A 24,838-nucleotide genomic window follows, 5' to 3' on the forward strand; every position below is an offset into this window, starting at 1 on the left:
GAGAATGAAGTGACCGATCTTGATATCGACGCTCGGCTGTCCTCTCTGGGCCTTGTGCTGCCCGAAGCAGCGGTTCCGGTGGCGGCATATGTGCCGACACTCCTGGTAGGACACCTTCTGCATATCTCGGGGCAGCTCTCGATGCGCGATGGCGAACTGGTGAAGGGCCGGCTCGGAGATCAGATGAACCTGGAAGACGGCGCCGCCGCCGCGCGGGCGAGCGGGCTGATGGTCCTTGCGCAAATCAAGAGTGCTCTGGGCTCGCTTGCCCGTGTTGAGCAGGTCGTCAAGCTTGGCGTTTTTGTAAGTTCGACGCCGGATTTCGTCGACCAACCGAAGGTCGCTAATGGTGCCAGTGAACTATTTCTGGCGTTGTTCGGAGATGCTGGTCGCCATGCTCGTAGCGCGGTGGGCGTCACGTCGCTTCCGCTCGGCGCCGCTGTCGAAATCGATGCGGTCGTGGCGGTCAGACCACTCAATCTCTGACGTCTCCGGCTTTAATGGTCCCCCGAGGCCGATGGTGATCAATGGGCAGCGACATTCGTCTCGAGCACGACCCGCTTGGGCCAGTGGAAGTCCCAGCACAACGCTTATATGGAGCCCAGACCGTCCGGGCGCTCCGGAACTTCCCCATCTCGAGCCGCACTATCGCGGAAATGCCGACGCTCATCGTGGCGTTGGCCCGCGTCAAGAAGGCGGCCGCCCGAGCCAATCTTCAAACGGACGAGCTCGATGCGCCGACCGCCGAGGCCATCGCCCAGGCCTGCGATGAGATCATCGCCGGAGAATGGCATCACGAGTTTGTTGTCGACGTGTTCCAGGGAGGTGCTGGCACATCGACGAACATGAACATGAACGAGGTCCTGGCAAACCGAGCACTTGTCCTCCTTGGTCACTCTCCCGGGGATCACAGGATCCTGAGCCCGAATGACCATGTGAACCGCTCTCAGTCGACCAACGATGTATACGCCACCGCGGTCCGGCTCGCGGTCTTCGACCTGAATGGCCTGCTTATGAAAGCCCTTGCGCGGCTGGAGCATTCGTTTCGGATCAAGTCAAAAGAGTTTGCGCACGTTCGGAAGCTAGGGCGGACGCAGCTTCAGGATGCTGTTCCGATGACGCTCGGAGAGGAGTTTGGAGCCTTCGCAGCTACGCTCCAGGAAGACAGCGCAAGGGCAGCGGAGGTGGGACGGCTATTTCTGGAGGTAAATATGGGCGGCACCGCGATCGGGACGGGGATAGGTGCCAACGCCGGTTATGCCGAGCGTATCGTCGACGCCCTACGCGAAGTGTCGGGCCTCCACGTGACGCGCGCGGCTAACCTGATCGAAGCCACCTGGGACATGGGGGCTTTCGTCTTCTACAGCGGCTTTCTCAAACGCGTTGCGTCAAAGCTCTCGAAGATCTCGAATGATCTAAGGTTGTTGTCTTCTGGTCCGCGCGGCGGCCTTGGGGAAATACGATTGCCGGAGCGTCAGCCAGGGTCATCGATAATGCCCGGCAAGCTCAATCCCGTCATGCCGGAGGCCATGAACCAAGTTGCGTTTCGGGTATTCGGCGCCGACACCACGATCACCTTTGCTGCCGAGGCGGGACAGCTCCAGCTGAACGCGTTTGAGCCGATCATCATGTGGTCCATCCATGAGTCTGTAGATCTACTGATAAAGGGCATGGACGCCCTCAGGATTAATTGCGTCGACGGAATTATCGCAGACGAAGCGGCCTGCCGAGAAAACCTTCTGCAGACAACTGCGCTCGCGACCGCTCTTGTCCCGCATCTGGGCTATGCCAGATGTGCCGTGATTGCCAAGGCGGCCCTCGACCGAGGCGTTGACCTTCGTACTTCGATTGCCAGTTGCGAACCTGACAGTCTGGCGCTTTTCGATCGCCTTACGGGCGCCGGAGAGCAAGCTCAGCCAAACTGATCCGTACATGCCTCAAAGATCTTATCTCGCTCCTCCTCCAGCAACACCACCAGCTCATCGACCAGTCGAGAACGGGCGCGATGTGGCGGCAGTATCATGAGCGAACGGAACGCTATCCGAGGCCTGAACGGGCGCGCAACCAAGCCCTGTGAGGCGTAACCGCCGGACAGATAAGTCAGCGAGTTCGTAAGCCCGATGCCAGCGCCTTCCAAGGCCAGCTGGCAGACACTGGCTGCAAACTGAGTTTCCACTGAAATGCGAGGCGAGACGCCAGCCTCCGCGAGCGCTCGATTCAACTGTTTTCGGGCCGTGTCATCGGGAGACAGGGAAATCACCGGCATGTCATCCAAGTGTTCGGCAGTGATCACCTCCTCAGAGGCTAAGGGGTGATCGGCGCGCATAACGATGACCCCGGACGTTTCCACAAAGGGTCGGCTGACGAGGTTCTCACGGTCAATCTCATCCGCGCAAAGGCCGACGTCGTGCGTGCCGCTCGCCACCAAGTTCCGGACGGCGGCAGAGTTCGCGATCTCAAACGTGACCGACACTTCTGCCCGCTGAGCCAGAAAGCGTTTGAGGACCTTGGGAACGAATGCGAGGCCGAGCGCAGCCGAACTCGCTATCCGAAGAGAGCCGGTTCCCACAGATCTTATCCTTGCGACTGACTGCCGCAGGCGGTCGAGGCCAATCTGGGTGTCGATAATTTCTTGGTAAAGCAGGCTCGCTTCAGGTGTAGGAGAGAGGCGCGGCCCGGCCCTCTCGAACAGCTTGAGCTTGGTCGTGTCTTCCAACCTCTTTAGCGAGCGGCTTATGGCCGGCTGCGAAATCCCCAGCAGCGTCGCCGCCTGCGTCGTTGACCCCGTCTTCATCACGGCGCTGAAGGCTTCAATCAGGCTGAGGTTCAAAACTGCCTCCAATATAACCGTGACGCATAGTAACGCTGCATTGGCTATTTGGAAACAGAGCTTCGGTGGATTAGGCCCTTCCGCAGGGAGCGAACGAATGCACGACGAAACGCTATGTCTGCCGATCCGTAAGACGCCTGAGGATGGCTTCGAGAGCTTGGTGGTGCCGCTGCATCGAGCATCAACGATTACGTTCCAGACGGTTGAGTCATATCAGAACCGGCGCGACGCGATCTACGACGGCTACTCCTATGGTCTCTATGGGACGCCGACGACGCGTGCTCTCGAAATGCGGATCGCCGAGTTGGAGCGGGCATCGCGTGCGCTGGTGGTGCCCTCAGGCTTTGCCGCGATTGTTCTGACCACACTCGCGTCCGCGCAAAGCGGACAATGTGTTCTGTTTCCGGACAGTTGCTACGATACCATTCGTCCGTTTGCCGCAAACTTTCTCCAGGGCCTCGGCATAAAGTCTGTATTCTACGATCCTGAGGTTGGCAGCGAGATCTCTCAGCTGTTGGACGATGATGTTGCGTTGGTCTGGGTAGAGTCTCCCGGCTCGATAACGCTTGAGGTCCAAGATGTGCCCGCCATCGCGGCAGCAGCGCATGCGCGCGGGATCAAGGTTGCCGCCGATAATGCCTGGGCAACACCACTGCGCTATCGGCCGCTTGAGCACGGCTGTGACTTCTCCATCATCCCGCTCTCGAAATATCTGAACGGGCATTCGGACGTTGTGATGGGTGCGATCGCCGTCCGTGATGTGGCGCTATATCGTCGCCTAAAGGATTTCTCTCGTTATCTGGGCATGGGAGCATCTTCGGACGACGCGAGCCTGGTCCTCCGAGGCATCGAAACGCTGGCCGTTCGGCTCGACCGAAGCGAGGCGAGCGCTCACATCCTCGCGCAGCTCCTTCAGGCGCGGCCATCTGTCCTAGAGGTACGTCATCCCGCCCTGGTCGCGTCTCCAGGGCATGATTTCTGGAAACGTGACTTTAGCGGGTCGAGCGGTGTTTTTTCGGTCTTCCTTGATCCAGCAGTGCGGCCCGTCCTGGCTGGCGCCGTCGAGGCGCTCGAGTTCTTCGCGATCGGCGCAAGCTGGGGCGGTACCAGAAGCGTCGTAGCTATTCTCAACCAGGCACCGCTTCGATCTGTGCGCCCGCTTCCGCACACGGGGCCGATCATAAGGCTGAGTATAGGTCTGGAACATGTCGAGGACTTGCGCGCGGATCTGGAAAAGGCGTTTGATCGCCTCGATGCAGCGGTTCCGGCGCATGCGACGCAGACACAGGGAGCAGACACATGATCGTCGGTCGAGCACGGGTCCTAGCAGTTCTCGCGGCAACGGCTTTGGCGAGCTGCACCGGCCAGTCCGGCTCGTCGGCAGACTCTGGCGGCGTCGCAAAGATCAAGGCGCGCGGTTACCTGTCATGCAGCGGAAGCCAGGGCGTGCCGGGGCTGTCGCGAGCGGACGAGAAGGGCGTGTGGCGCGGGTTCGATAGTGACATCTGCCGTGCGATTACCGTCGCCATCCTCGGCGACGCCCAGAAGGTTCGCTTCGTCCCCTTGAACGCGGCGCAGCGTCTCCCGGCGGTCCAGACCGGGGAGATCGATGTACTTTCGCGAACAAGCACGCTTACCTTCACGCGTGACATGGCGATCCGGTTTGTAGCCATCACTCTTTACGATAGCGACGCAGTCCTCGTCCGGAAGGCTTTGGGCGTTAAGGGGTTGAAGGATCTCGGCGGAAAGACCGTGTGCATGCAGGGCGGCGGGAGCTTGGTCGAGAATGCTCTCGATGAGCTGGAAACAGCCGAGAGCATCAAGCTCGAACGCGTATACTTTGACTCGACGATCACGGCCCGCGACACCTACCTCGCCGGTCGTTGCGATATGTATGTCACCGATGGACTCGCTGCTCGCAGTCAGCTCGCCACCGTCGTCAAGAACCCCGGCGAACACGACTTGTTCTACATCGGGCACACGATCGAACCCAACGGGGTAGCGATCGCGCGCGGCGACGACAGGATGTTCGACATTGTACGGTGGACCACCAACCTCCTGATCTGGGCCGAGGCCAACGGCATCACCTCCGCGAACGTCGACGAGAAGCTCCGCACGGGCAGCAAGGAGGTCAAGCGCGTGCTAGGTGCCGACGACGGCTATGGCCGCGCTCTGGGCCTCGACCAGAAGTGGGCCTATAACGTCATCAAGCAGGTCGGCAATTATGGCGAGATCTGGGACCGCAATCTGGGGGCGGGTACGCCGATTAAGGCGGAGCGGCGGCTGAATGCCCTCCAAGGAAACGGCGGGCTGCACTTTCCCCTGCCGTGGGATTGATCATGCTGAGCACGTCATCGGCGCGCCGCCCGCCGGCGCGCCCGCCCGTCAATCTACGCTCCGCTGGAATCCAGATTGGCGTAGTCGGCTTCGCCCTTGTCATTCTCGGAATGATTGTCGCGACAACTGTGGCGAACCTCGCCAGTCGTGGAATTCCGATCGGGTTCGACTTTCTTTGGGCGCGCGCAGGATTTACGATTTCTGAATCGGTGCTGTCCTACACGCCGGACGACTCAAACCTCTGGGCCATCATGGTGGGGATCGGTAACACGATCTTCGCGTCCAGTCTCGTTATCATCGTTTCGACGATTGCCGGGACCCTGCTTGGGATTGCGCGCCTCAGCGTCAATCCGTTGGTCGCGGCGCTCGCCAAGGTCTGGGTAGAAACCGCCCGAAACACTCCACTCCTGCTGTTGCTGCTGTTCGTTTACACGATCTGGTGGACGCTTCCGGCTGATGTCGGCGGCGAGATCGTCCCCGGTGTCTACGCATCGATGCGCGGGCTCGTCGTCCCGTGGCTGGAGATGCCCTGGGACGGACGCATGACGGCCTTGTCTGTGATGGTTGCTCTTGCGGTGCTGGTCGCGGCACGGATGGCAGCAAGCCGTGCCAAGGCAAGGACGGGACGGCGGCCATCCTACCTGCCCGTTGCCACGACGGTCACCCTGCTAACTTTCGTTCTGGTGTTCGTCGTTGCGGGCGGATCCTTGGACTGGCCCGAGGTCCGAGGTACGGCCTTGACGGGTGGCATCACGCTTACGCCTGAGACTGCGACGCTCCTGCTCGGCCTGATGTTCTACACTACCGGCTTTATTGCCGAAATCGTGCGCAGCGGTCTGAACGCAGTGCCGAAGGGTCAGTGGGAGGCCTCACGATCGCTCGGATTGCCAACAAGCCGGATCCTGCGGCTCATCATAATACCGCAGATGATGCGGGTGATCGTGCCACCGATGACGAGTCAGTACATCAATGTGGTCAAGAACAGCACCTTGGCGATGGCTGTCGGATATAACGACTTCATGGTCGTGATGGGAACCATCATCAACAAGACGAGCCGAGCCGTGGAGGGGACGGTGCTGATCATTATCACTTACCTGGTCATCAACTTGACCGTCTCGTTTCTGATGAACCTCTACAACCGTCGCGTCATGATCAAGGAGCGTTGAGCTGATGGCGACGCAATCGATGACGCTCGCTCCTGCGGCCGAGTCCAAGCCGCCTGTACTGCCGCGACGTTCCTGGGCGAAGCTCTTCTTCGGCTCCCCACTCAACGCTGCGCTGACGCTTGTATTTGGGTTTGCGGTCGTCCGCATGGCATGGTGGCTCGGGCATTGGGCAGTGATCAATGCCGCTTTCTACCCGGCGGAGCCCGCCACTTGCCGCGCAGCAGAGGGTGCCTGCTGGAGCTTCGTGATCGCCAAGCACAGCCAGATTCTGTTCGGCATTTACCCTCCTGAGGAGCGGTGGCGTCCAGCGCTCGTCTGCGTCATGTTGCTCGGGCTGTTGATATACTCGGTTCGCCCGTCCGCATGGCATGGACGTCTGATGGGCATCTGGGTCGCAGCGATCGTGTCGGTGTTCGTCCTGATGCTTGGCGGAGTGCCTGGGCTGCCTTTCGTCCCCACGGCGCTTTGGGGCGGACTGCCAATCACGTTAATCCTGACGGTGGTGGCAATCGGCGCCGCGTTCCCGCTGGCTATCTTTCTGGCTCTCGCACGACGTTCCAATATGCCGGCGATCAGCGCATTGAGCGTGCTGTTCATCGAGACGACGCGAGCGCTGCCCCTGCTCAGTATCCTCTTTATCGCTTCGATTATGCTGCCTTTGCTGCTTCCCGAGGCCTTGCTGCCGGACAAGTTCTTCCGCGCGCTGTTCGCGCTCTTGCTCTTTGCCGCGGCCTATATGGCAGAAGTCATACGGGGCGGCCTCCAAGCGCTCCCCCGAGGCCAAAGCGAAGCAGCGGAAGCGTTGGGCCTCTCCTTCTGGCAGAGACAACGTCTGGTCATCCTTCCGCAGGCGATCACGATCGTGATCCCTGCGCTGACCAACACGATCATCGTGATGATCAAGAACACCAGCCTGGTTCTCGTCATTGGTTTGTTCGACCTTGTCAGCTCCGGAAAGGCTGCCTTGGCCGATCCTGCGTGGAGCTCTCCCGCGGCCGAGACCTATCTGTTCATAGCCGCGATCTACTTCGCTCTCTGCTTCGGGTTTGGTCGCTTCGCCGACAGCCTGGAGCGCCGTCGAAAGGTTAGTCGATGACTCAGGCGCTTCCGTCCACTGAGAACGAGCCGGCAATCGAGATTGCAGGCCTGAACAAGTGGTTTGACGATTACCATGCCCTGCGGGACATCGACCTGCGGGTCGAGCGCGGAGAGCGAATCGTCATCTGCGGGCCGTCGGGTTCTGGGAAATCCACGCTGATCAGGTGCATAAACCAGCTGGAGCATCATCAAGAAGGGTCCATCACGGTAGCGGGCCGCCAAGTGTCCTCAGACACCAAGCAGTTGGACGCGATCCGCCGCGATGTCGGCATGGTGTTCCAAAGCTTCAACTTGTTCCCGCATCTGACAATACTCGAGAATTGCACGCTCGCGCCGCTTTGGGTGCTGAAGCAAAAGCGGCAGGAGGCGGAGGCTACGGCCATGCACTTCTTGGAGCGGGTCCGGATCCCCGAGCAGGCCAACAAATATCCCGGACAGCTTTCGGGAGGTCAGCAGCAGCGGGTCGCCATCGCCCGTTCCCTCTGCATGAATCCACAGATCATGCTGTTTGACGAGCCGACTTCTGCTCTTGACCCGGAAATGGTCAAAGAGGTGCTTGATACAATGCTCGGCCTAGCCAAGGATGGAATGACAATGCTGGTCGTGACTCACGAGATGGGCTTTGCTCGACAGGCTGCAGACCGGGTCATCTTCATGGACGAGGGCCGCATCATCGAGAGCGCGGCACCCGATGCATTCTTTGAGAGCCCGAAGCACGAACGCACCAGGGCGTTTTTGAGCCAGATTTTGCACTAGGACGGTGAGTTTGTCCGGGAGAGATGGGTGGTGGTCGAGGGCGTCCACACATCAGGGCGGATCGGGACGGGCAAAGCCGGCGCGGCCGCTGAAGCGCCTTACCATTCAAGTAATCGGTTGATTGCCGACGTGCTGATGCGTAGGGTTTTAGCGTGATCCAAGTTGTCCGTCCTCTTCTCAGTCTGCTCGCGCTTGTTTGGCTCGCGCTCGGCATGAGCGTGCCGGCTTCGGCATGAGCGTGCCGGCTTCGGCTTGGGCGATGCATGAGGCTGAGCATGGTGTGGTGCAGGTGAGCGTCGATGCGCACCATCATCATGATGATGAAGGCGGTGTTTCGCTTCACAGCAGCGATCAGGGCGAACCGACGGGCAATACTGCCGATGGCGGGCATGATCATATGCCCAGCACCCATCAAGGGGCTGGGACTGTCCCCAACTCAGGGGTGTTCATGGCCGTGCCGGCAGTAGTTCGAGCGGCCTTTGCAGTAACAACTGCGCGCGGGGTCGATCGACACGGCTCCGACGGACTACGACGACCTCCAAGACTCGGCTGATCGAACATTAGGGATCGCGCCTTTGCGGGCGTGATTGGCCGTTCGCTCGTCCGGAGTCCTCCAATGAAATCGTTGTATACTGCGCGCCAATCGCGTGCCTGTTTTGCCTTGTTGGCTGTCTGTGCGTCCATGCCGGGATACGCCGCGCCTTGGGCCTCCGCCACAAGCGTACCGGCTGGCGTGCTGACGCTTGAAGAAGCGGTTGGGCGGGCGGTGGCCTCATCGCCTGTAGGGGCCGCAAATCGGGCGAGACTTGATTCTCTTGCGGCTGCGCGTGCGGCAGCGGACACGCGCCCCGCTGCATCGATCGACGTCCAGGCCGAGAATTTTGGAATTGGCGGGCGCGACCTGAACCGCACGATCCAGTTGACCGGTCTGTATAATCAGCGGCTGGAACGCGGTGGCAAGCGTGGCGCGCGCGTCGGTGCGGTCGAGGCGGACATGGACGTCGCCCGCGCCGAGGCGCTCGTGCGCGGGCTCGACATCGCCACGGCCGTGCAGCGCCTCTATGTCGAGGTGCAAGCGGCCGAAGCATTGATTGGCATTGCACGCGAACGCATCGCCATCGGCAGTGAGTTGACGCGCGAAGTCGGTAGACGCGTTGCCGCAGCCCGCGATCCGCTGTTCGCAGGAACGAGCGCACGCACTAAACTCGCTGAAGCTCGCGTCGATCTCGAGATCGCCGAACACGCCCGCGACGCCGCGATGACGCGTCTCGTCTCACTGTGGGGCGGTTCGCCGGCGGGGCTTTCGGTCAGCCGTGAAGCTTTTCTGGCTGTCGAGGAGGCACCGGCCGTGAATGAGCCGGCAGCGGTCGACCTAGCGGTCTTCGAAACACGCCGCCGGCGGGCTTCGGCCGAGTTGACCCTCCAGCGCGCCAACGCACGCACTGATCCGACCCTCTCTGGCGGACCGCGCGTGATCGGCACCGGCGATATCGCGCTGGTCGCGGGCTTCTCCTTGCCGCTGTCAAATCGCGGGCTCAACCGCGCCAATATCGCGCGTGCCGAGGCGCAGGCACGGCAGGTCGAGGCCGATCTGGCGGTAGAGATATTTCAGCGCCGCCAGGCGATCGCGCTCGCTGCCGAGAAAGTCAGCGAGACGGCGCATGAAGTCGAGGCCATCCGCGCGCAAGTGGTGCCCGGCGCACAGCGAACACTTGCCGAAGTTCGCGCTGGCTACAATCGCGGCGGCTTCACTTTCCTCGACGTTTCGACCGCGCAGACCGCGCTCCACGAGGCGCGCGCGCGCATGGTCCGCGCGGCCACCCGTCATCACGAAGCGCGCGTCGAGCTCGACCGCCTGACCGGCCGCTTCGCCCCCATCGTTCAGGAGACCCGTTGATGCGTTCGCTCGCCCTTGCCTTGTTCTTCACACTGCCGCTCGCCGGCTGCGGGGAAAAGCCCGAAACGGCCGAAGCCGGGAAGGACGCGCCCGCCGCTGGGGACTATGAACGCGGGCCGCACAATGGGCGGATGCTGCGCGACGGTGACTTCGCGCTCGAAATGACCGTGTTCGAAGACGGCGTGCCCCCCGAGTATCGGCTTTATGCCTATCGTGGAGATAAACCGCTCCCGCCGGGCGAACTTCAAGCAAGCGTCACGATCAAGCGCCTCGACGGCGAGGTAACAACCTTCTCCTTCCGCCCTGAGCAGGACTATCTCCGCGGCAACGCGGTACTGGTCGAGCCGCACAGCTTCGATGTTGTCGCGACGGCGTCGGAGGGCGGACGGCGGCACCAGTGGAAATTTCCATCCTACGAAGGTCGCACGACGATCACGGCCGACGCGGCGAGGGCGGCGGGCATCGAGACGGCGGTTGCGGGTCCGGCGCAAGTCGGCGAGACGCTTGAAATAATCGGCCGGATTGAGATCGATCCGAGCGGGAGTGCTGACGTCGGCGCGAAGTTCGCGGGGCCGGTCGTCGCGGTCTACAAGAATGTCGGCGACCGCGTCGGGCGCGGTACGTTGCTCGCGCGCGTCGAGAGCAGCTATTCGCTTCAAACCTATTCGATCTTCGCGCCGATTGCCGGGGTCATCACCCAGCGCAACACCAATGTCGGCGACGTGGCCGGGACAGATCCGCTGTTCGTGATCTCCGACCCCTCCCGCACGGTCGCGGTCTTCCCGGTGTTCCCACGCGATGTCGAAAAGGTCCGGCCCGGACAGGCGGTGCAGATAAAGGCGCTCGAGGGCGAACGCGCGCAGGGCTCGGTCATCCGAGATTTCCTGCCGCTCGCCGAAGTGCAGACGCAAACCGTGACGGCGCGTGCGGCGCTCCCCAATCCGGGTGGGCTGTGGCGGCCCGGGATGGCCGTGCGCGGGATTGTCACCGTCGATAGCCGTCAGGTGCCGCTGGCGGTCAGGAGCGAGGCGATTCAGCAGTTCCGCGACTTCCGCGTCGTCTTCGCCAAGATCGGCAACACGTACGAAGTGCGGATGCTCGAACTCGGCAAGGAAGGCCCAGAGTGGACCGAGGTGGTCGGCGGGCTGAAGCCCGGCACGACCTACGCGACGAGGAACAGCTACGTCATCAAAGCCGACATCGACAAGTCCGGCGCGAGCCACGACCACTAAGGAACGCAGCTCATGCTCGAACGCATTATCAGGCTGTCGATTGCACAGCGCTATATCGTCCTCGCGATCGCTGCGATGCTCGCGATCCTTGGCGTGTGGTCATTTTCGCGGCTCAAAATCGACGCCGTGCCCGACATCACCAACGTCCAGGTGCAGGTCAACACCGCTGCGCCGGGGTTCTCGCCCCTGGAGGCCGAACAGCGCATCACCTTTCCGGTCGAGACCGCAATCGCTGGTCTACCCGGCCTCAAATATACACGCTCGGTTTCGCGTTACGGGCTGAGCCAGGTGACCGTGGTATTCGAAGACGGCACCGACATCTATTTCGCGCGTCAGCTCGTCAATCAGCGTCTGCAAGGCGTGGTCAGCAGCTTGCCTGCCGGGCTCGAGCCCGAACTCGGCCCGATCGCGACCGGCCTTGGCGAAATTTTCATGTATACGGTCGAGGCTCGGCCGGGCGCGGTCAACGAAAAGGGCAAGCTCTATACGCCGCAGGACTTGCGGACGCTGCACGATTGGGTGATCCGCCCGCAATTGCGGACCGTCAAAGGCGTCACCGAGGTCAACTCGGTCGGCGGCTTCCGGCGAGAATATGTCGTCGCGCCGATCCCCGAGCGGTTGGCGGGCTTCGGCCTGTCGGTCCCCGATATCGTTGCCGCGCTCGAAAAGAACAACGCCAATGTCGGCGCGGGCTATATTGAGCAATCGGGCTCGCAGTTCCTGATCCGAGTGCCCGGTCAGGCGACCAACGAAACCGACCTTGCCGGCATCATCGTGGCCTTCCGCCAGAGCACGCCGATCCGGATCGCCGATGTTGCCGATGTCCAGATAGGCTCCGAGGTCCGCAATGGGGCAGCGACCAAGGACGGGCGCGAGGTCGTGCTCGGCACGATCTTCATGCTGGTCGGCGAAAACGCACGGGAGGTTTCGGTCGCGGTCGCCGAGCGGCTCCAGGATGTCAACAAATCGCTCCCCGGCGGCGTGTTCGTGAACACTGTCTACGACCGGTCGAAGCTGGTCGAAAAAACGGTCTGGACGGTCGAGAAAAACCTGGCCGAGGGAGCACTGCTCGTCATTGTCGTGCTGTTCCTGCTGCTCGGCAACATCCGCGCCGCGCTGATTACCGCGGCCGTTATCCCGTTGTCGTTCCTGATGACGATCACGGGGATGGTCGCGAACGACATCTCGGGCAATCTTATGAGCCTGGGCGCGCTCGATTTCGGCTTGATCGTCGATGGCGCGGTTATCATCGTCGAGAATTGCCTGCGGCGGTTTGGCGAGGCGCAGCACAAGCTCGGGCGCTTGATGACGCGCGAGGAACGCTTCGACATTGCCGCGAGCGCCAGCACTGAGGTGATCCGTCCGAGCCTGTTCGGCATCGCGATCATCACGATCGTCTACCTGCCGATCTTCGCGCTCGAAGGCGTGGAGGGAAAGACATTTCACCCGATGGCATTCACCGTCGTGCTCGCTTTGACGGCGGCGCTGCTGCTGTCGCTCACCTTCGTGCCGGCCGCGGTCGCCGCGTTCGTCACCGGCAAGGTCGACGAGAAGGAGAACCGTTTCATGCGGGCCGCAAATCGCGGCTATCGACCGGTACTCGACTGGGCACTCAAGAGGCGCGTGGTGGTGATGGCGGGTGCGGCGGTGCTGGTCCTGGTAACGGGGCTTGCCGCGACCCGCCTTGGCTCGGAGTTCATCCCGAACCTCGACGAAGGCGACATCGCCATGCACGCGCTTCGCATTCCAGGAACCAGCCTGACCCAAGCGGTGTCGATGCAGTCCGCGCTCGAGCGGCGCATCAAGCAATTCCCGGAAGTGCAGCAGGTGTTCGCCAAGATCGGCACCGCCGACGTTGCGACCGACGCAGTGCCGCCCTCGGTGGCCGATACTTTCATCATCATGAAACCGCGCGACCAGTGGCCGGACCCGCGCAAACCCAAGACGCAGCTCGTCGCCGAAATGAGCAAAGCGGTCGAGCAGATCCCCGGCTCACGCTATGAGTTCATTCAGCCCATCCAGATGCGCTTCAACGAGTTGATTGCCGGCGTTCGTTCGGATGTTGCCGTTCGCGTTTATGGCGACGATCTCGATGAGCTGGCGCGGTTGGCATCAGAAATCACCAACGTGGTGTCAAAAGTCGATGGCTCGCAGGACGCGCAGGCAGAACAGGTCACGGGGCTGCCCTTCATCCAAATCCTCCCGGATCGGGCGCAGCTGACTAGGCTCGGCCTCAACATCGCCGATGTACAGGGTGTCGTGGCCGCTGCCACGGGCGGGCAGGAGGCCGGGCAGATCTTCGACGGCGACCGCCGCTTCGACATCGTCGTCCGCCTGCCCGAAGAGCTGCGACAAGACCCTTATGTGCTGCAACGGCTGCCGATCCCGCTGCCCGGTGGCGGCACTGTCCCATTGTCCGAAGTCGCCACGATCGAGCGTACGACCGGGCCGAACCAGATCAGCCGCGAGGATGCCAAACGCCGGGCGGTGGTCACGACCAACGTGCGAGGCCGCGACCTAGGTTCGTTCATCGGAGAGCTTCAAGCGAGCATCGACCGCGAGGTGAAGCTGCCGCCCGGCTACTGGATCGATTATGGCGGCACGTTCGAACAACTCCAGTCGGCAACGACGCGGCTGCAGATCGTCGTGCCGCTCGCCTTGCTGCTAATCTTCGGTTTGCTGGTCGCATTGTTCGGATCGGCGAAGGACGCGGCCATCGTGTTTTCGGGCGTTCCGCTCGCGTTGACCGGCGGCGTCGCGGCGTTGCTGCTTCGGGGCATCCCCTTTTCGATTTCGGCGGGCGTCGGCTTTATCGCCTTGTCGGGTGTGGCGGTGCTCAACGGCGTGGTGATGCTGACCTTCATCAAGCAGTTGCGCGAAGAGGGGCGCGACCTCGAAGATGCCATACGTGAAGGGGCGCTGACGCGGTTGAGGCCTGTGCTCATGACAGCACTCGTCGCTAGTCTCGGCTTTGTGCCGATGGCGCTGAACGTCGGCCTTGGTTCGGAAGTTCAGCGGCCGCTGGCGACGGTGGTGATCGGCGGGATCATCTCGTCGACGCTGCTGACGTTGGTCGTGCTGCCGGCGCTTTACCGCCTGGTCCATGGGCGCGAAGCGACCAAAGCCGCTCGTTCGAGCGCTATTCCAGACATCGATTCCAACCCGGAGCCTAAAGCGATATGATAATATTGAAACCGGCTTGGCGCGCGCCGTCGCCATCCGCGCTTCTCGCGCTGGCGACGTTCGCCGTTGCGCTGTTGTTGTTCGCGACAGGCGCGCAAGCGCACGGTGTCGCGGAAGGCGATCAAGGCTATGTCCAGGAAGTGAGCGGAGTGCAATTCCTCCCGTTCATGTACCTCGGCGCCAAGCACATGGTCACCGGTTACGACCATTTGCTGTTCCTGTTTGGGGTGGTCTTCTTCCTCTACCGGATGAAGCATATCGCGATTTACGTGACGCTGTTCGCGGTCGGCCATTCCACCACGATGCTGTTCGGCGTGCTGACCGGCGTCAGCGCCAACCCATACATCATCGACGCGATCATCGGACTATCGGTCGTCTACAAGGCGCTCGACAATCTCGGCGCGTTCCGGCGCTGGTTCGGAGTGCAGCCCGACACGAAGGCCGCAACCCTGATATTCGGCTTCTTCCACGGCTTTGGGCTTGCGACAAAGATCCAGGACTTCGAAATGGCGCGCGATGGGCTTTTGCCCAATCTGATCGCGTTCAACATTGGCGTCGAGGTCGGCCAGCTACTGGCCCTCGGCGCCATCCTGATCGCGATGGGCTATTGGCGCCGCAGCCCGAGCTTTGCCCGTTACGCCTTTGCCGCCAACGTCGCGCTCATGACCGCCGGCTTCGTGCTAGTCGGCTATCAACTCACCGGCCTTGCCGTCGCTTAGGGAGTATACCCAGTGTTCAATTCGCAACTACCCGACATTTCGGAACTCCCGACCTCGAACCAGCTGCTGAAATCGACGCTGCTGGCGGTGGTGGCAGCCTCGGCGATCCTCGTCACGATCGTCCTTCCGTCCGAGTACGGCATCGATCCGACCGGTATTGGACGTGCGCTCAATCTCACCGAGATGGGCGAGATCAAGATGCAACTTGCCGCCGAGGCGAAAGCCGACGCCGCCAAGGATGCGAGCGGCACTGCCACCGCTGCTCCCGCCTCTGCAGCTGCCGTTCCGTCCACGACGCCTGCAACCTCCGCCCCGCTCGCGGGCGCGACCGAAGTGCGCCTGACGCTGCAACCAGGCCAGGGCGAAGAGGTCAAGGCGACAATGAAGACGGGACAGGAGTTCGCGTATCGCTGGTCGACCGATAGCGGCAAAGTCAATTTCGAACTACACGGGGAGCCAATCGGAGCGGGCAGCAGCGACTATACGAGCTACGAAAAGGGTTCGTCGACGGGTGCAAGCGGGACGTTCCGAGCGCCATTCGACGGCACGCACGGCTGGTTCTGGCGTAACCGTGGCACCGGACCGGTCACCATCACCGTATCGGCTAAAGGCGGTTTCGAGAAGTTCGCGCTGGTTCAGTAAGTCGGCGGAGCGAGCGACGTCTAATTGATGACTTTAGAAGGAGTAGTTCAAATGCGTTTTCCATTTCTCGTCCTCGCCGCTGCGGCCGCAGCGGTTTCGGTTCCCGCGATGGCGCATCCCGAACACGACCAGGCTCGCGCGCCCGTTTCTCCGGCGCAAACAGCAAGGGGGGCGATCATGCGGCAGGTCAGCCAGTCGAAACTGCCCGCAAGTTGGGGATCGGCCAAATTGGTCGAAGCCAAAGCCCGCGTGCGCAACGGGGCCAATCAGACGGTCGTGACGTTCAAGAACGATGCCGAACGCAACAAGGCACGCCGGATGCTCTACATCGTGGTGGCGAACGGCGATGTGGTTTCTACCGGCCACAAGTTCAACTAATGCAGCAGCGCCCGGGCGTTACATATCGTGACGGCCGGGGGGCTGGGCCTTGTCGGACTGTTTCTGTCCGCTCTGGCGGCGGCAACGCTGTTGCCGGGCGGATCGGAAGTCGTGCTCGGCGCAATGCTGGCCGCGCGCCGCTGGGATCCCTTCCTGCTCGTCGCGGTCGCAACGGCAGGCAATCTGGCGGGCTCGACGATCAACTGGGCGATCGGCCGATATCTTTCGGAGCGACGGGATGCCCGCTGGTTCCCCGTGTCGGGCGCGGCCCTCGAACGGGCGGAAGCCCGCTTCAACCGCTTTGGCTTGCCGGTGCTGCTGCTCGCCTGGGTACCGATCATCGGCGATCCGTTGACTTTGATCGCCGGACTACTGCGCGTTCGTATTATTCCCTTCCTGCTGCTCGTGGGAACAGGAAAGGCAGCACGCTATGCCGTGATCGCCTTCGCTTTCGCGGCATAGCACCGTTCGCCGGCCGTAAGGACTGACCATGCTCGCCGTTCTCGCCAACCGCACCTATCGGCACCTGCTGGCGGCGCAGGTGATCGCGCTCGTGGGCACGGGGCTCGCGACGGTCGCGCTCGGCCTCCTCGCTTATGAGATCGCTGGTGCCGACGCAGGCGCCGTTCTCGGCACGGCGCTGGCGATCAAGATGATTGCCTATATCGGGATCGGGCCTTTCTCATCCCTCATAATTCACTTGCTCCTGTAGCCGCTACAGGAGGCATAGGGAGTTATTCCGCCGGAGACGACTGATGAATCAAAGGACTTTGCCGCACGAAACCCGCGCCGCTCCCGCGTCGCCACGCCGCGCCGACGCGGGGTTGTCCGCCCTAGGTGCGGTGGCGAGCTTCGGCGCGGTCCTAGCCGCGGCATCCTGCTGCGTCTTGCCGCTCGCGCTGGCGGCGCTGGGCGTGGGGGCTGGCCTGTCGAGCACCTTAGCCGCGCTGATGCCTCTACGCTGGCCGCTGACGGCGCTTTCGCTCGTCGGCCTGGCTGCCGGGTGGTGGACCTATGAGCGGCGTCGAAGGGCCTGCGCCGCGGATCGATCCTGCACCGTGACCCTACCGTCCCGCGCAACTCCGATCATGCTCGCGATCGGCACGGCCCTGACGCTGACCGCGCTGATATGGGATCCCATGGAAGCGCCGCTTATAAGGGCGCTTTCCTGATGCAGCTCACCTCTACGCTGACCTGTCCCAAGTGCAGCGGTGTCGCGACCGAGACGATGCCCACCAACGCCTGCCAGTTCTTCTATGATTGCCGGCATTGCGCGGCGGTGCTGCGGCCCTTGGCCGGCGACTGCTGCGTGTTCTGCTCGTTCGGCGATGTCCCATGCCCTCCGATTCAGGAGGTTAAGGCGAACGGGACCGTGGGGAGCTGCTGCGGGTAAGGGGGGAATCGCACCCTTTAATCCGGGATGAGCGCGTAACCCCGAGTTTGTAGATTTGCCAAGGTGGTGAGCGCTGAATCATCGATCTCAACGCCCGGGGCCACTTGGCTCGTCGCGATACCATTCCCGACCATGGCCTGACTGCATACGCGGACCGAAACACCAGCTTTCTGGAGAGCCGCAATCAGCGCAGCATTCGGGTTTGCCGCTACCTTCATACGCGCCGCATATGGCGCGTTCTGCAGGATGAGCGGGGTCGCGGGACCATGAATGATGACGGCTATGTCACCAGCAGCAGGATGGACCTTGTCCGCGCCAAGCAGGTTCACGAGGCGCGCCGCCTTCTCAAGGCTCGGATTCACTTTGTCGGGAGAGTTTGCAGCCTTGGTGACATTGAATAGGACACGGTAGCGAAGCTTGGGATCAGGGCGCTCGGCAGCACTGGGCACGGCCACGATCCCGCCAAATCCCGGAATCACGGGATAAACCAGATTATCCTGTGCCGCTAGCGAGGTGCCGCCCATCAGCATCGTGGCCGTGACTAGAAGTGCGGCAAAAGCTCTTTTCGGCAACGTTGCTCTCCTGTTGAACGGTAGATGCTGCATAAACTCCCAAGAAGTGGGAACCTCTGCCTACGTAACACTGAACTGGCCCATCATCCCATTATCCTCATGCTCAAGGATATGGCAGTGATACATGAAGGGAGCGTTTTTTGCCGGCTGATCAAATCGGATGAGAAGCTCCACCGGCTCCTTGACGAGGACCGTATCGCGCGGCCCTTGGTCGAGAACATCGGGCTGCCCGCCACCGCGGGTGAGAACATCGAAGTGGACGCCGTGAATATGGATCGGGTGGCGCATCATCTCGCCAGACACCTCCCATATTTCGGTGGAACCTAGTTTCACCGCCTCATCGATGCGATTCATGTCGAATGGCTTGCCATTGATCGTCAGGCCGCCGCCGCCGCTTCCTGAGCCCATCATGCCGCCCATGCCCATGTTGAGAATCAGACGGCGACCGCGCACCGCCTTGCTGGCGTCGGGCCGAGTTCGTGATACCAGTAGAGTGGGCACGGCGGCGCTGGCACGAGCCTGTCCCGACGGCCGTGGCTCAAACCGCAGCACGGTCGATGGCGCGGCAGCGTCGGTCCTACTGGCGCTCCGCCCCATCATACCCATACCTCCCATCATCGAGGCGTTGGTATCAGCCGCCGTGACCAGCGAGGTGGGCCTGCCGTCCGTAAAGTCCACCAGAAGCTCAGCGCGCTGGCCCGGCGCCAAAGTTATGGCCGCCAACGCTACTACCCGTTCGAGTAGCCCGCCTTCGGTTCCGATCCAGTGAAAGCTTCGCCGATCGGAAAACGACAACTCATAGATCCGGGCGTTGGATGCGTTCACGAGCCGCAGGCGAACCAACCGGTTTGGCACTGCCGCCAGCGAGTTTACCGCTCCGTTCACAAGGATCGTGTCGCCGCGCCGGCCCTGCATGGCGACCATCATGCCGCCTGGCATGACAAGGCGACCATTTTCAAACTGCCGATCCTGGATAATCAGGGGTAGGTCATCCACGCCATATTCTGACGGGAGGCCTAAGCCCTGCTCTTCCTCGTCGGTCACCAGCAACGCCCCTGCCAAGCCTGAATAGACTTGCTCGGCCGTCAACCCATGGACGTGTGAGTGATAAAGGAGGGTCGCTGCCGGCTGCCGGATGGGGAGCGTGGGTCGCCAGGTCGCGCCCGGCGCGATGATCTGATGGGGGCCTCCATCCAACTCTCCCGGAATCAGAAGCCCGTGCCAGTGCACAGTGGTGTCCGCGTTGAGCCCGTTGGTAACGGCAGCCGCCACGTCGTCGCCACGACGCACCCTGATCGTCGGCCCGAGATAGCTGCCGTTATACCCTAGCGTGTCGCTCGAACGGCCCGGATAGAATGAAGTCGTTCCGGACTGGACCCGTAGCGCGAATGATCGTCCAGGCTGCGCATCCAAAAGCGGCGGGATCGGGAGGGGGTTTGCACCGCCCCCGCCGAGGGCAGACGTGGAGCGCGAGCAAGCGGCGGTGGCGAACAATGCCGCTCCGCCGGCCAATAGCGAGCGTCGATCAAGCATCTAAATCTGGCCCTGCGTGCAGCGCTCGGAAGCGCCACCGGCAGCCTTGTCGATCAGCATTGGTCGCCCACGCCCTGGCGCTTCAATAGCGCGCAGGACCGCTTTCCTCGAAGGATGCCGCACTAGTCCGGCGAAATAGTAGCGCACGGAACCTCCTAAGCTGGCTTGATCGAACGCCCATCCATCATATATGTTGCATATAAGATGTTTGGAGCAATCGTGCCACCTTCTCTCATTAAAATGTCCCCGGAACGTCTGGAGGAAAAGGCCGGCGAAGCAGAAGCGTTCCTCCGTTCGCTTGCGAGCCGGCACCGTCTGATGATCCTGTGCAGCCTGCTCGGCGGGGAGTTGTCGGTAAGCGACCTGGGCGAACGCCTCGGACTGACACAGTCCAATTTGTCCCGCCACCTGGCCACGCTGCGCGACGAGGGCCTGGTCGGCACACGGCGAGAGAAAACAATGATCTTCTACCGCATCACGTCCGAGCGCGTGCTGCCGATCCTGACGGAACTCTACGCACTCTTTTGTGCTGGCGCCGATGCTGAACAAGGAGAATCCTGACGATGGAGGGATTCACCCCATTTTCGGCCATCGTGGGCGGCGCGCTCATCGGCCTCTCGGCCTCCCTCCTGTGGCTCGCCAACGGGCGCATTGCCGGTATCAGTGGCGTCATCGGGGGCGTGCTTGCGCCCGTTCGCGGCGATGTGGCGTGGCGCGGAATGTTCCTGGTCGGCCTGTTCGCTGCGCCCTTCCTCTACCGGGCGGCGGGCGGCGTGCTGCCGGACCTCACGTCGCCGGCCCCAGTCGCCATCGTGATCGCAGCCGGCCTTCTGGTGGGATTTGGGACTCGGCTTGGGAGTGGTTGCACCAGCGGGCATGGCGTCTGCGGAATAGCGAGGCTTTCGCCCCGCTCGCTTGCCGCGACCGGCATCTTCCTCATCACAGCGGCTGCGACTGTGTACGTCGCTCGGCACGTCGTGGAGCTTTGAGACAATGAGGAAGCTCCTCATCGCGCTGGCCTCGGGGCTCATTTTCGGCTTCGGCCTCATCGTCTCGGCCATGATCAGCCCAAGCAAGGTGCTGGCGTTTCTTGATGTCGCCGCGCCGTCGTGGGACCCGAGCCTGGCCCTGGTACTGGCGTCGGCCGTCATGGTTTCCGCCTTGGGATTTGCACTCGGCCGAAGGCGCGACGCTCCGCTTTTCGCAGCCACGTTCAATGGGCCATCGTCCCGGTCCCTGGACAAGAAGCTTCTCTCCGGCGCGGCGTTGTTCGGCGTCGGGTGGGGCCTCGTCGGCTACTGCCCTGGTCCGGCCCTGGTTGCCTTGAGCCTCGGGGCGCCGGCGGCGCTGATGTTCGTCGTGGCGATGCTGGTTGGCATGGGCGTCTTCGCTGTTCAGGAACGCTATCGCACGGCCAGGGCGGCGGCCAACCCATGACACCGGTCGACATCCTCACGCTCATATCCGGTGTCGTCGTTGGCTTCACCCTCGGGGTGATCGGCGGCGGCGGCTCGATCCTGGCGCTGCCATTGCTGCTGTATGTCGTGGGCATGAAGGACCCGCACGTCGCGATCGGCACGAGTGCGCTGGCGGTGGCCGCCAATGCCTTCGCCAACCTGGTCCAGCACGCCCGGGCCGGAACCGTGAAGTGGCCCTGTGCCCTCGTCTTCGGGGCATCGGGTGTCGTAGGCGCCCTGGTCGGCTCCACCCTGGGCAAGATGGTGGCGGGTCAGCACCTCCTGGTGCTGTTCGCGGGCGTGATGATCGTGGTTGGGGTTTCCATGCTGCGGGGCAAGTCGGGCGGCGGCGATCCGGGCGTGCGGATCACGCGGCCGATTGCTGTGCGGCTTGTGGTGATCGGCCTTCTCGCCGGCCTCCTGTCAGGGTTCTTCGGCATCGGCGGCGGCTTTCTGATTGTGCCCGGCATCATGCTCGGCAGCGGCATGCCCATCCTCAACGCGGTCGGATCGTCGCTGTTTTCAGTGGGAGCATTCGGCTCGGCGACAGCCCTCAACTATGCCCTGTCAGGGCTCGTGGACTGGCGCGTGGCTGGCTTTTTCATTGCTGGCGGGGTCGCTGGCGGCATCGCCGGCATGCAAACGGCCATCCGGCTCGCCGATCATAAGGGCCTGCTCACCCGCATCTTCGCTTTCGTCCTGCTGGCCGTGGCCGCCTACATGCTGTTCCGCAGCCTGGGCGGGATCGGCAGCTAAGCACCATTGGAGACCGATCATGATCTTTCGTCAGTTGTTCGAACCCGAGTCCTCGACCTACACCTACCTCCTCGGTTGCTCGGAAACGCGCAAAGCCGTCCTGATCGATCCTGTCCTGGAGACGATCGAACGCGACCTTGCCGCGCTTCAGGAACTGGATCTTGAGCTGGCCTATACGTTGGAGACGCATGTGCATGCGGACCACGTCACATCGGCCTGCTATCTGCGCAGCCTTACCGGCTCCAAGATCGCGTACCCCGCCATGGACGGCCTTCCCTGTGCTGACGTCGGCGTCGCCGAGGACCAGCCCCTGACCGTCGGTGCGCTTAAGCTTCAGCCGCTGTTTACGCCAGGGCACACCGATGCCCACCATACCTACCTGGTCGATCAGCCCGATGGTCTTCGCGCTTTCACTGGGGACGCCCTGCTGATCGACGGCTGTGGCCGGACCGATTTCCAGAACGGTGACGCCGCCACGCTCTATCACTCGGTCACGCAAAAGATTTTCACGCTGCCGGGCGACGGTCTGATCTTCCCGGCTCACGACTACAATCATCGCCACATCACGACAGTGGCGCAGGAGCGCGAGCGGAACCCTCGCCTTGCGGGCAAGACCGTACAGGAATTTGTCGCGATCATGGCGGCTCTCGATCTTCCCTACCCGAAGAAGATCGACGTTGCCGTTCCGGCAAACAAGCTTTGCGGTGATTGCCCGACAGATCTGCCGGAACTGTTGCGTCAGATAGGCGGCAAGTCCCAGCAGGGCTGAGTGATCCGATACAGGTTTATTTACAGGAGAAAGTCGATGCCAACACGCACCTCGAAGCAGCTCGTTTCTGAAGCCAATGCTCTTGTCGAAACTATCGCGCCTGAGGATGCAGCCAAACTTGTCGGCAATCCCGAGGTTCAGTTCGTTGACATCCGCGAGCCAGGGGAAGTCGCGAAATCGGGGCTGGTCGCTGGTGCGGTAAACGTCCCACGTGGCCTTCTGGAATTCCAGGTCGATCCGGAAAGCCCCACCCATAATGCCAAACTCGCCGCCGGATCGCGGTTGGTGCTCTATTGTGGGTCCGGTGCCCGTTCAGCTCTTGCCGCAAAATCACTCAAGGATATGGGCGTGGAGAACGTCGCCCACGTGCCGGGTGGGTTTTCGGCACTCAAGGATGCTGGCGCCGTAATCGCACCGGAGTAGCTTCGTGGCGCGGTCGAGCATTCATTCTCGCTGGCAGGATACAATCGTTGGATAGCCACATCGCATTTGCCAGTCTCGGATTGAGCCCGATTGCCATCTCCATAGGTCCGCTCGATATCCGGTGGTACTCGCTGGCCTATATCGCCGGCATTGTTGCAGGATGGTGGTATCTGCTACGGCTGCTGGCTCAGTCCGACGCTCCAATGAACCGCCAGCAGGCTGATGATCTCGTGTTCTACGCGACGTTGGGCGTCATTCTGGGCGGGCGGCTTGGCTATGTGATCTTCTACGGTCCCGAGATGATCCTCCACCCCCTGCAAATCTTCAAACTGTGGGATGGCGGTATGTCGTTCCACGGGGGGGCCGCCGGCGTCTCGCTCGCGCTGATCATGTTCGCGCGACGACACGGCCTCGAATGGCTGCGGGTCCATGACTATGTCGCCTGCACCGTGCCGATCGGCCTTTTTTTCGGTCGCCTCGCTAATTTCGTGAATGGCGAGCTTTGGGGAAAGCCCACCGATGTGCCCTGGGCAATTGTGTTCCCCGGAAGTCGCGACGGCCTCGCGCGCCACCCGAGCCAGCTCTACGAGGCCGGGCTGGAAGGGCTGGTCCTATTTGCCGTGCTCGCGTGCCTGTTCTGGTTTACCAACGCCCGGCGCCGCCCTGGCATGCTCGTCGGCGTGTTCCTTCTTGGCTATGGGCTCGCTCGCTTCACTGTCGAGTTCTTTCGAGAGCCCGATGCCCAGCTTGTCGGCTTCGCAGCCAGAACAGGACTTCACATGGGTCAGTGGCTCACGGCGCCTATGATTGCGGCGGGTATCTATCTGATAGTGGCAGCTTGGCGGGTCGCGCAACCAGTAGGGAAAATCAGCGACCAGCAATGATGCGCTTTGTACCAGCGCCTTTTCAAAGTGAGCCAGCAATCGATGCCAAAATCGAGTTGTAGTGGATAGGAGCTACCAGTCGCGATCTGGTGCCGTTTAAGGTCTAACGCCAACTCTGATCGTGCATCGCAGGGCCTCGCGTGCTTTCACCGCCGCCTTTTCACACCCCTCGATCGCCTCGCGATTGGCCGTTACGATCCTGTCGGCAGCGGCGATCGCGCGGAACTGCGCTGGGTCGGCACTCTGCATCATGCGCTGCCCCGCTTCCCAAGGGGGCAAGTCGAGCGTCCGCGCCGCCATGCGCTCGGGCCATTGCCAACTCGCAGGCGCGACCTCGCGGGCGACAAGGCCGGGCATGATCGCCCATACGAGGACGCCGGCCACCACCCCGCCGAGGCCGAACCATAGCTGCCTGTTCCTCTGATCGACCCGCGTCCATGCCGATCCGGCAATGGCGCGAAGCTCCGCCATGACGCGGGCCTTGTCCTCGCCGGCCTTGGCGAGCGCCGCTTGATCCTCGCGCCGGGCGGCGCTGCCTGCCGCCGCAATCCGCTGTGCCATGTCCTCGGGCGTCAATGCCAGAGCCGGGGCCTTGGCGAGTATCTGGCCGATCGCGTTGATCCGGCCGGCGGCAGTGTTCACACCCTGCTGGAGCGCGCCAAGCGTCTCGGTGTAGTCGGGAATGTCGATCGCGCCTCGCTCGGCCGCCAAGCCCTCTACGGCGCGGCGCAACAGCGCCAGCTCGCCGCGCATGGCCTCGAACGCCTCGGCGGCATCTGCTCCCTGGCTGTCGTCTTCGTCCGCCACCTGGTC

General features: G+C 62.3%; 28 protein-coding genes. 24 read left to right on the plus strand and 4 right to left on the minus strand.

All coding sequences use genetic code 11. From position 1 onward, the window contains the following. Positions 1-9 precede the first annotated feature (9 nt). Together AX676_RS10695 and AX676_RS10700 are read left to right on the plus strand one after the other, a co-directional pair. Positions 10-486, plus strand: coding sequence for a RidA family protein (locus AX676_RS10695; RefSeq protein WP_066544383.1), 477 nt, complete (start codon positions 10-12; stop codon positions 484-486). A gap of 41 nt (positions 487-527) precedes the next feature. Continuing rightward, positions 528-1,925, plus strand: coding sequence for an aspartate ammonia-lyase (locus AX676_RS10700; RefSeq protein ID WP_197417799.1), 1,398 nt, complete (start codon positions 528-530; stop codon positions 1,923-1,925). On the opposite strand, the gene AX676_RS10705 is transcribed toward AX676_RS10700, so the two are convergent. Further along, on the minus strand, positions 1,913-2,830 hold the full coding sequence (locus tag AX676_RS10705) for a LysR substrate-binding domain-containing protein (protein WP_066544296.1): 918 nt from the start codon (positions 2,828-2,830) through the stop codon (positions 1,913-1,915). The genes AX676_RS10700 and AX676_RS10705 overlap by 13 nt on opposite strands. Positions 2,831-2,927: 97 nt before the next feature. On the opposite strand from AX676_RS10705, the gene AX676_RS10710 reads away from it, so the two are divergent. The 15 genes from AX676_RS10710 to AX676_RS18465 all read left to right on the plus strand — a co-directional run bounded on the left by AX676_RS10710 (position 2,928) and on the right by AX676_RS18465 (position 17,631). Next, positions 2,928-4,133 carry a trans-sulfuration enzyme family protein gene (locus AX676_RS10710; protein WP_066544298.1) on the plus strand — a complete coding sequence of 402 codons (1,206 nt, stop codon included), beginning with the start codon at positions 2,928-2,930 and terminating at the stop codon, positions 4,131-4,133. Then, positions 4,130-5,167 (plus strand): transporter substrate-binding domain-containing protein, encoded by a 1,038-nt coding sequence (locus tag AX676_RS10715; RefSeq protein WP_082731400.1) that lies wholly within the window; start codon positions 4,130-4,132, stop codon positions 5,165-5,167. The genes AX676_RS10710 and AX676_RS10715 overlap by 4 nt, the downstream gene beginning before the upstream one ends. A 2-nt stretch (positions 5,168-5,169) precedes the next feature. Beyond that, on the plus strand, positions 5,170-6,333 hold the full coding sequence (locus tag AX676_RS10720; protein WP_066544300.1) for an amino acid ABC transporter permease: 1,164 nt from the start codon (positions 5,170-5,172) through the stop codon (positions 6,331-6,333). Between the two features lie 4 nt (positions 6,334-6,337). Continuing rightward, a complete protein-coding gene (locus AX676_RS10725; protein ID WP_066544303.1) occupies positions 6,338-7,429 on the plus strand; it encodes an amino acid ABC transporter permease in 1,092 nt (363 codons plus the stop codon). Next, the gene (locus tag AX676_RS10730) at positions 7,426-8,187 is read left to right on the plus strand and encodes an amino acid ABC transporter ATP-binding protein (protein WP_066544305.1); all 762 of its coding nucleotides are present in this window, start codon (positions 7,426-7,428) and stop codon (positions 8,185-8,187) included. Before AX676_RS10725 ends, AX676_RS10730 begins: the two co-directional genes overlap by 4 nt. Before the next feature lie 616 nt (positions 8,188-8,803). After that, positions 8,804-10,084: a TolC family protein gene (locus tag AX676_RS10735; RefSeq protein ID WP_082731401.1), complete on the plus strand. Its 1,281-nt coding sequence runs from the start codon at positions 8,804-8,806 to the stop codon at positions 10,082-10,084. After that, entirely contained in the window at positions 10,084-11,316 is a 1,233-nt protein-coding gene (locus AX676_RS10740; RefSeq protein WP_066544309.1) for an efflux RND transporter periplasmic adaptor subunit, read from the plus strand. Before AX676_RS10735 ends, AX676_RS10740 begins: the two co-directional genes overlap by 1 nt. A gap of 12 nt (positions 11,317-11,328) precedes the next feature. Continuing rightward, on the plus strand, positions 11,329-14,499 hold the full coding sequence (locus tag AX676_RS10745) for an efflux RND transporter permease subunit (protein ID WP_066544311.1): 3,171 nt from the start codon (positions 11,329-11,331) through the stop codon (positions 14,497-14,499). Next, positions 14,496-15,218, plus strand: coding sequence for a HupE/UreJ family protein (locus AX676_RS10750; RefSeq protein ID WP_066544317.1), 723 nt, complete (start codon positions 14,496-14,498; stop codon positions 15,216-15,218). The genes AX676_RS10745 and AX676_RS10750 overlap by 4 nt, the downstream gene beginning before the upstream one ends. A gap of 12 nt (positions 15,219-15,230) precedes the next feature. After that, complete coding sequence (locus tag AX676_RS10755) at positions 15,231-15,860, plus strand: hypothetical protein (RefSeq protein ID WP_066544319.1); 630 nt, start codon at positions 15,231-15,233, stop codon at positions 15,858-15,860. A gap of 51 nt (positions 15,861-15,911) precedes the next feature. Then, positions 15,912-16,238: a DUF6488 family protein gene (locus tag AX676_RS17845; RefSeq protein ID WP_156441223.1), complete on the plus strand. Its 327-nt coding sequence runs from the start codon at positions 15,912-15,914 to the stop codon at positions 16,236-16,238. Between the two features lie 111 nt (positions 16,239-16,349). After that, the gene (locus AX676_RS10765) at positions 16,350-16,700 is read left to right on the plus strand and encodes a YqaA family protein (RefSeq protein WP_231734712.1); all 351 of its coding nucleotides are present in this window, start codon (positions 16,350-16,352) and stop codon (positions 16,698-16,700) included. Between the two features lie 28 nt (positions 16,701-16,728). Beyond that, positions 16,729-16,950, plus strand: coding sequence for a hypothetical protein (locus AX676_RS10770; protein ID WP_066544323.1), 222 nt, complete (start codon positions 16,729-16,731; stop codon positions 16,948-16,950). A 43-nt stretch (positions 16,951-16,993) separates the two neighbouring features. Next, positions 16,994-17,410, plus strand: coding sequence for a mercuric transporter MerT family protein (locus AX676_RS10775; protein ID WP_066544331.1), 417 nt, complete (start codon positions 16,994-16,996; stop codon positions 17,408-17,410). After that, on the plus strand, positions 17,410-17,631 hold the full coding sequence (locus AX676_RS18465) for a GDCCVxC domain-containing (seleno)protein (protein WP_066544333.1): 222 nt from the start codon (positions 17,410-17,412) through the stop codon (positions 17,629-17,631). The genes AX676_RS10775 and AX676_RS18465 overlap by 1 nt, the downstream gene beginning before the upstream one ends. 17 nt (positions 17,632-17,648) lie before the next feature. On the opposite strand, the gene AX676_RS10785 is transcribed toward AX676_RS18465, so the two are convergent. Next, positions 17,649-18,161 carry a DsrE family protein gene (locus AX676_RS10785; protein WP_443026323.1) on the minus strand — a complete coding sequence of 171 codons (513 nt, stop codon included), beginning with the start codon at positions 18,159-18,161 and terminating at the stop codon, positions 17,649-17,651. A 102-nt stretch (positions 18,162-18,263) separates the two neighbouring features. After that, the gene (locus tag AX676_RS10790; protein ID WP_231734713.1) at positions 18,264-19,697 is read right to left on the minus strand and encodes a multicopper oxidase family protein; all 1,434 of its coding nucleotides are present in this window, start codon (positions 19,695-19,697) and stop codon (positions 18,264-18,266) included. A 258-nt stretch (positions 19,698-19,955) separates the two neighbouring features. Between AX676_RS10790 and AX676_RS10795 the strand changes: the two genes are divergently transcribed. Genes AX676_RS10795 through lgt form a run of 7 tightly spaced genes read left to right on the plus strand, consistent with a single transcriptional unit; the run spans position 19,956 to position 24,025 of the window. Further along, positions 19,956-20,297: an ArsR/SmtB family transcription factor gene (locus AX676_RS10795; protein WP_231734714.1), complete on the plus strand. Its 342-nt coding sequence runs from the start codon at positions 19,956-19,958 to the stop codon at positions 20,295-20,297. Between the two features lie 2 nt (positions 20,298-20,299). Further along, a complete protein-coding gene (locus AX676_RS10800; protein ID WP_066544342.1) occupies positions 20,300-20,725 on the plus strand; it encodes a YeeE/YedE family protein in 426 nt (141 codons plus the stop codon). Between the two features lie 4 nt (positions 20,726-20,729). Next, entirely contained in the window at positions 20,730-21,173 is a 444-nt protein-coding gene (locus tag AX676_RS10805) for a DUF6691 family protein (RefSeq protein ID WP_066544344.1), read from the plus strand. Then, positions 21,170-21,949, plus strand: a complete 780-nt coding sequence (locus AX676_RS10810) for a sulfite exporter TauE/SafE family protein (protein ID WP_066544345.1) — start codon at positions 21,170-21,172, stop codon at positions 21,947-21,949. Before AX676_RS10805 ends, AX676_RS10810 begins: the two co-directional genes overlap by 4 nt. A gap of 19 nt (positions 21,950-21,968) precedes the next feature. Further along, positions 21,969-22,718, plus strand: a complete 750-nt coding sequence (locus AX676_RS10815) for an MBL fold metallo-hydrolase (RefSeq protein WP_066544347.1) — start codon at positions 21,969-21,971, stop codon at positions 22,716-22,718. Positions 22,719-22,754: 36 nt separating this feature from the next. Next, positions 22,755-23,141 (plus strand): rhodanese-like domain-containing protein, encoded by a 387-nt coding sequence (locus AX676_RS17335; protein WP_082731402.1) that lies wholly within the window; start codon positions 22,755-22,757, stop codon positions 23,139-23,141. A gap of 47 nt (positions 23,142-23,188) precedes the next feature. After that, positions 23,189-24,025 (plus strand): prolipoprotein diacylglyceryl transferase, encoded by an 837-nt coding sequence (gene lgt, locus AX676_RS10820; RefSeq protein WP_066544350.1) that lies wholly within the window; start codon positions 23,189-23,191, stop codon positions 24,023-24,025. Between the two features lie 96 nt (positions 24,026-24,121). Here the strand turns inward: lgt and AX676_RS10825 are convergent, their stop codons facing one another. Continuing rightward, positions 24,122-24,832: a DUF6118 family protein gene (locus AX676_RS10825; protein WP_066544353.1), complete on the minus strand. Its 711-nt coding sequence runs from the start codon at positions 24,830-24,832 to the stop codon at positions 24,122-24,124. Positions 24,833-24,838: the final 6 nt, after the last annotated feature.

This window comes from Sphingomonas sp. CCH21-G11 (assembly GCF_001555965.1).
Classification (GTDB): domain Bacteria; phylum Pseudomonadota; class Alphaproteobacteria; order Sphingomonadales; family Sphingomonadaceae; genus Sphingomonas.

What these genes read in the sequence shown, in the direction of transcription:
- AX676_RS10700 (WP_197417799.1), top strand. Translation starts at nt 528, where the DNA reads ATGGGCAGCGACATTCGTCTCGAGCACGACCCGCTTGGGCCAGTGGAA.
- AX676_RS10710 (WP_066544298.1), top strand. Translation starts at nt 2,928, where the DNA reads ATGCACGACGAAACGCTATGTCTGCCGATCCGTAAGACGCCTGAGGAT.
- AX676_RS10715 (WP_082731400.1), top strand. Translation starts at nt 4,130, where the DNA reads ATGATCGTCGGTCGAGCACGGGTCCTAGCAGTTCTCGCGGCAACGGCT.
- AX676_RS10720 (WP_066544300.1), top strand. Translation starts at nt 5,170, where the DNA reads ATGCTGAGCACGTCATCGGCGCGCCGCCCGCCGGCGCGCCCGCCCGTC.
- AX676_RS10725 (WP_066544303.1), top strand. Translation starts at nt 6,338, where the DNA reads ATGGCGACGCAATCGATGACGCTCGCTCCTGCGGCCGAGTCCAAGCCG.
- AX676_RS10730 (WP_066544305.1), top strand. Translation starts at nt 7,426, where the DNA reads ATGACTCAGGCGCTTCCGTCCACTGAGAACGAGCCGGCAATCGAGATT.
- AX676_RS10735 (WP_082731401.1), top strand. Translation starts at nt 8,804, where the DNA reads ATGAAATCGTTGTATACTGCGCGCCAATCGCGTGCCTGTTTTGCCTTG.
- AX676_RS10740 (WP_066544309.1), top strand. Translation starts at nt 10,084, where the DNA reads ATGCGTTCGCTCGCCCTTGCCTTGTTCTTCACACTGCCGCTCGCCGGC.
- AX676_RS10745 (WP_066544311.1), top strand. Translation starts at nt 11,329, where the DNA reads ATGCTCGAACGCATTATCAGGCTGTCGATTGCACAGCGCTATATCGTC.
- AX676_RS10750 (WP_066544317.1), top strand. Translation starts at nt 14,496, where the DNA reads ATGATAATATTGAAACCGGCTTGGCGCGCGCCGTCGCCATCCGCGCTT.
- AX676_RS17845 (WP_156441223.1), top strand. Translation starts at nt 15,912, where the DNA reads ATGCGTTTTCCATTTCTCGTCCTCGCCGCTGCGGCCGCAGCGGTTTCG.
- AX676_RS10770 (WP_066544323.1), top strand. Translation starts at nt 16,729, where the DNA reads ATGCTCGCCGTTCTCGCCAACCGCACCTATCGGCACCTGCTGGCGGCG.
- AX676_RS10775 (WP_066544331.1), top strand. Translation starts at nt 16,994, where the DNA reads ATGAATCAAAGGACTTTGCCGCACGAAACCCGCGCCGCTCCCGCGTCG.
- AX676_RS18465 (WP_066544333.1), top strand. Translation starts at nt 17,410, where the DNA reads ATGCAGCTCACCTCTACGCTGACCTGTCCCAAGTGCAGCGGTGTCGCG.
- AX676_RS10785 (WP_443026323.1), bottom strand. Translation starts at nt 18,161, where the DNA reads ATGCTGATGGGCGGCACCTCGCTAGCGGCACAGGATAATCTGGTTTAT.
- AX676_RS10800 (WP_066544342.1), top strand. Translation starts at nt 20,300, where the DNA reads ATGGAGGGATTCACCCCATTTTCGGCCATCGTGGGCGGCGCGCTCATC.
- AX676_RS10805 (WP_066544344.1), top strand. Translation starts at nt 20,730, where the DNA reads ATGAGGAAGCTCCTCATCGCGCTGGCCTCGGGGCTCATTTTCGGCTTC.
- AX676_RS10810 (WP_066544345.1), top strand. Translation starts at nt 21,170, where the DNA reads ATGACACCGGTCGACATCCTCACGCTCATATCCGGTGTCGTCGTTGGC.
- AX676_RS10815 (WP_066544347.1), top strand. Translation starts at nt 21,969, where the DNA reads ATGATCTTTCGTCAGTTGTTCGAACCCGAGTCCTCGACCTACACCTAC.
- AX676_RS17335 (WP_082731402.1), top strand. Translation starts at nt 22,755, where the DNA reads ATGCCAACACGCACCTCGAAGCAGCTCGTTTCTGAAGCCAATGCTCTT.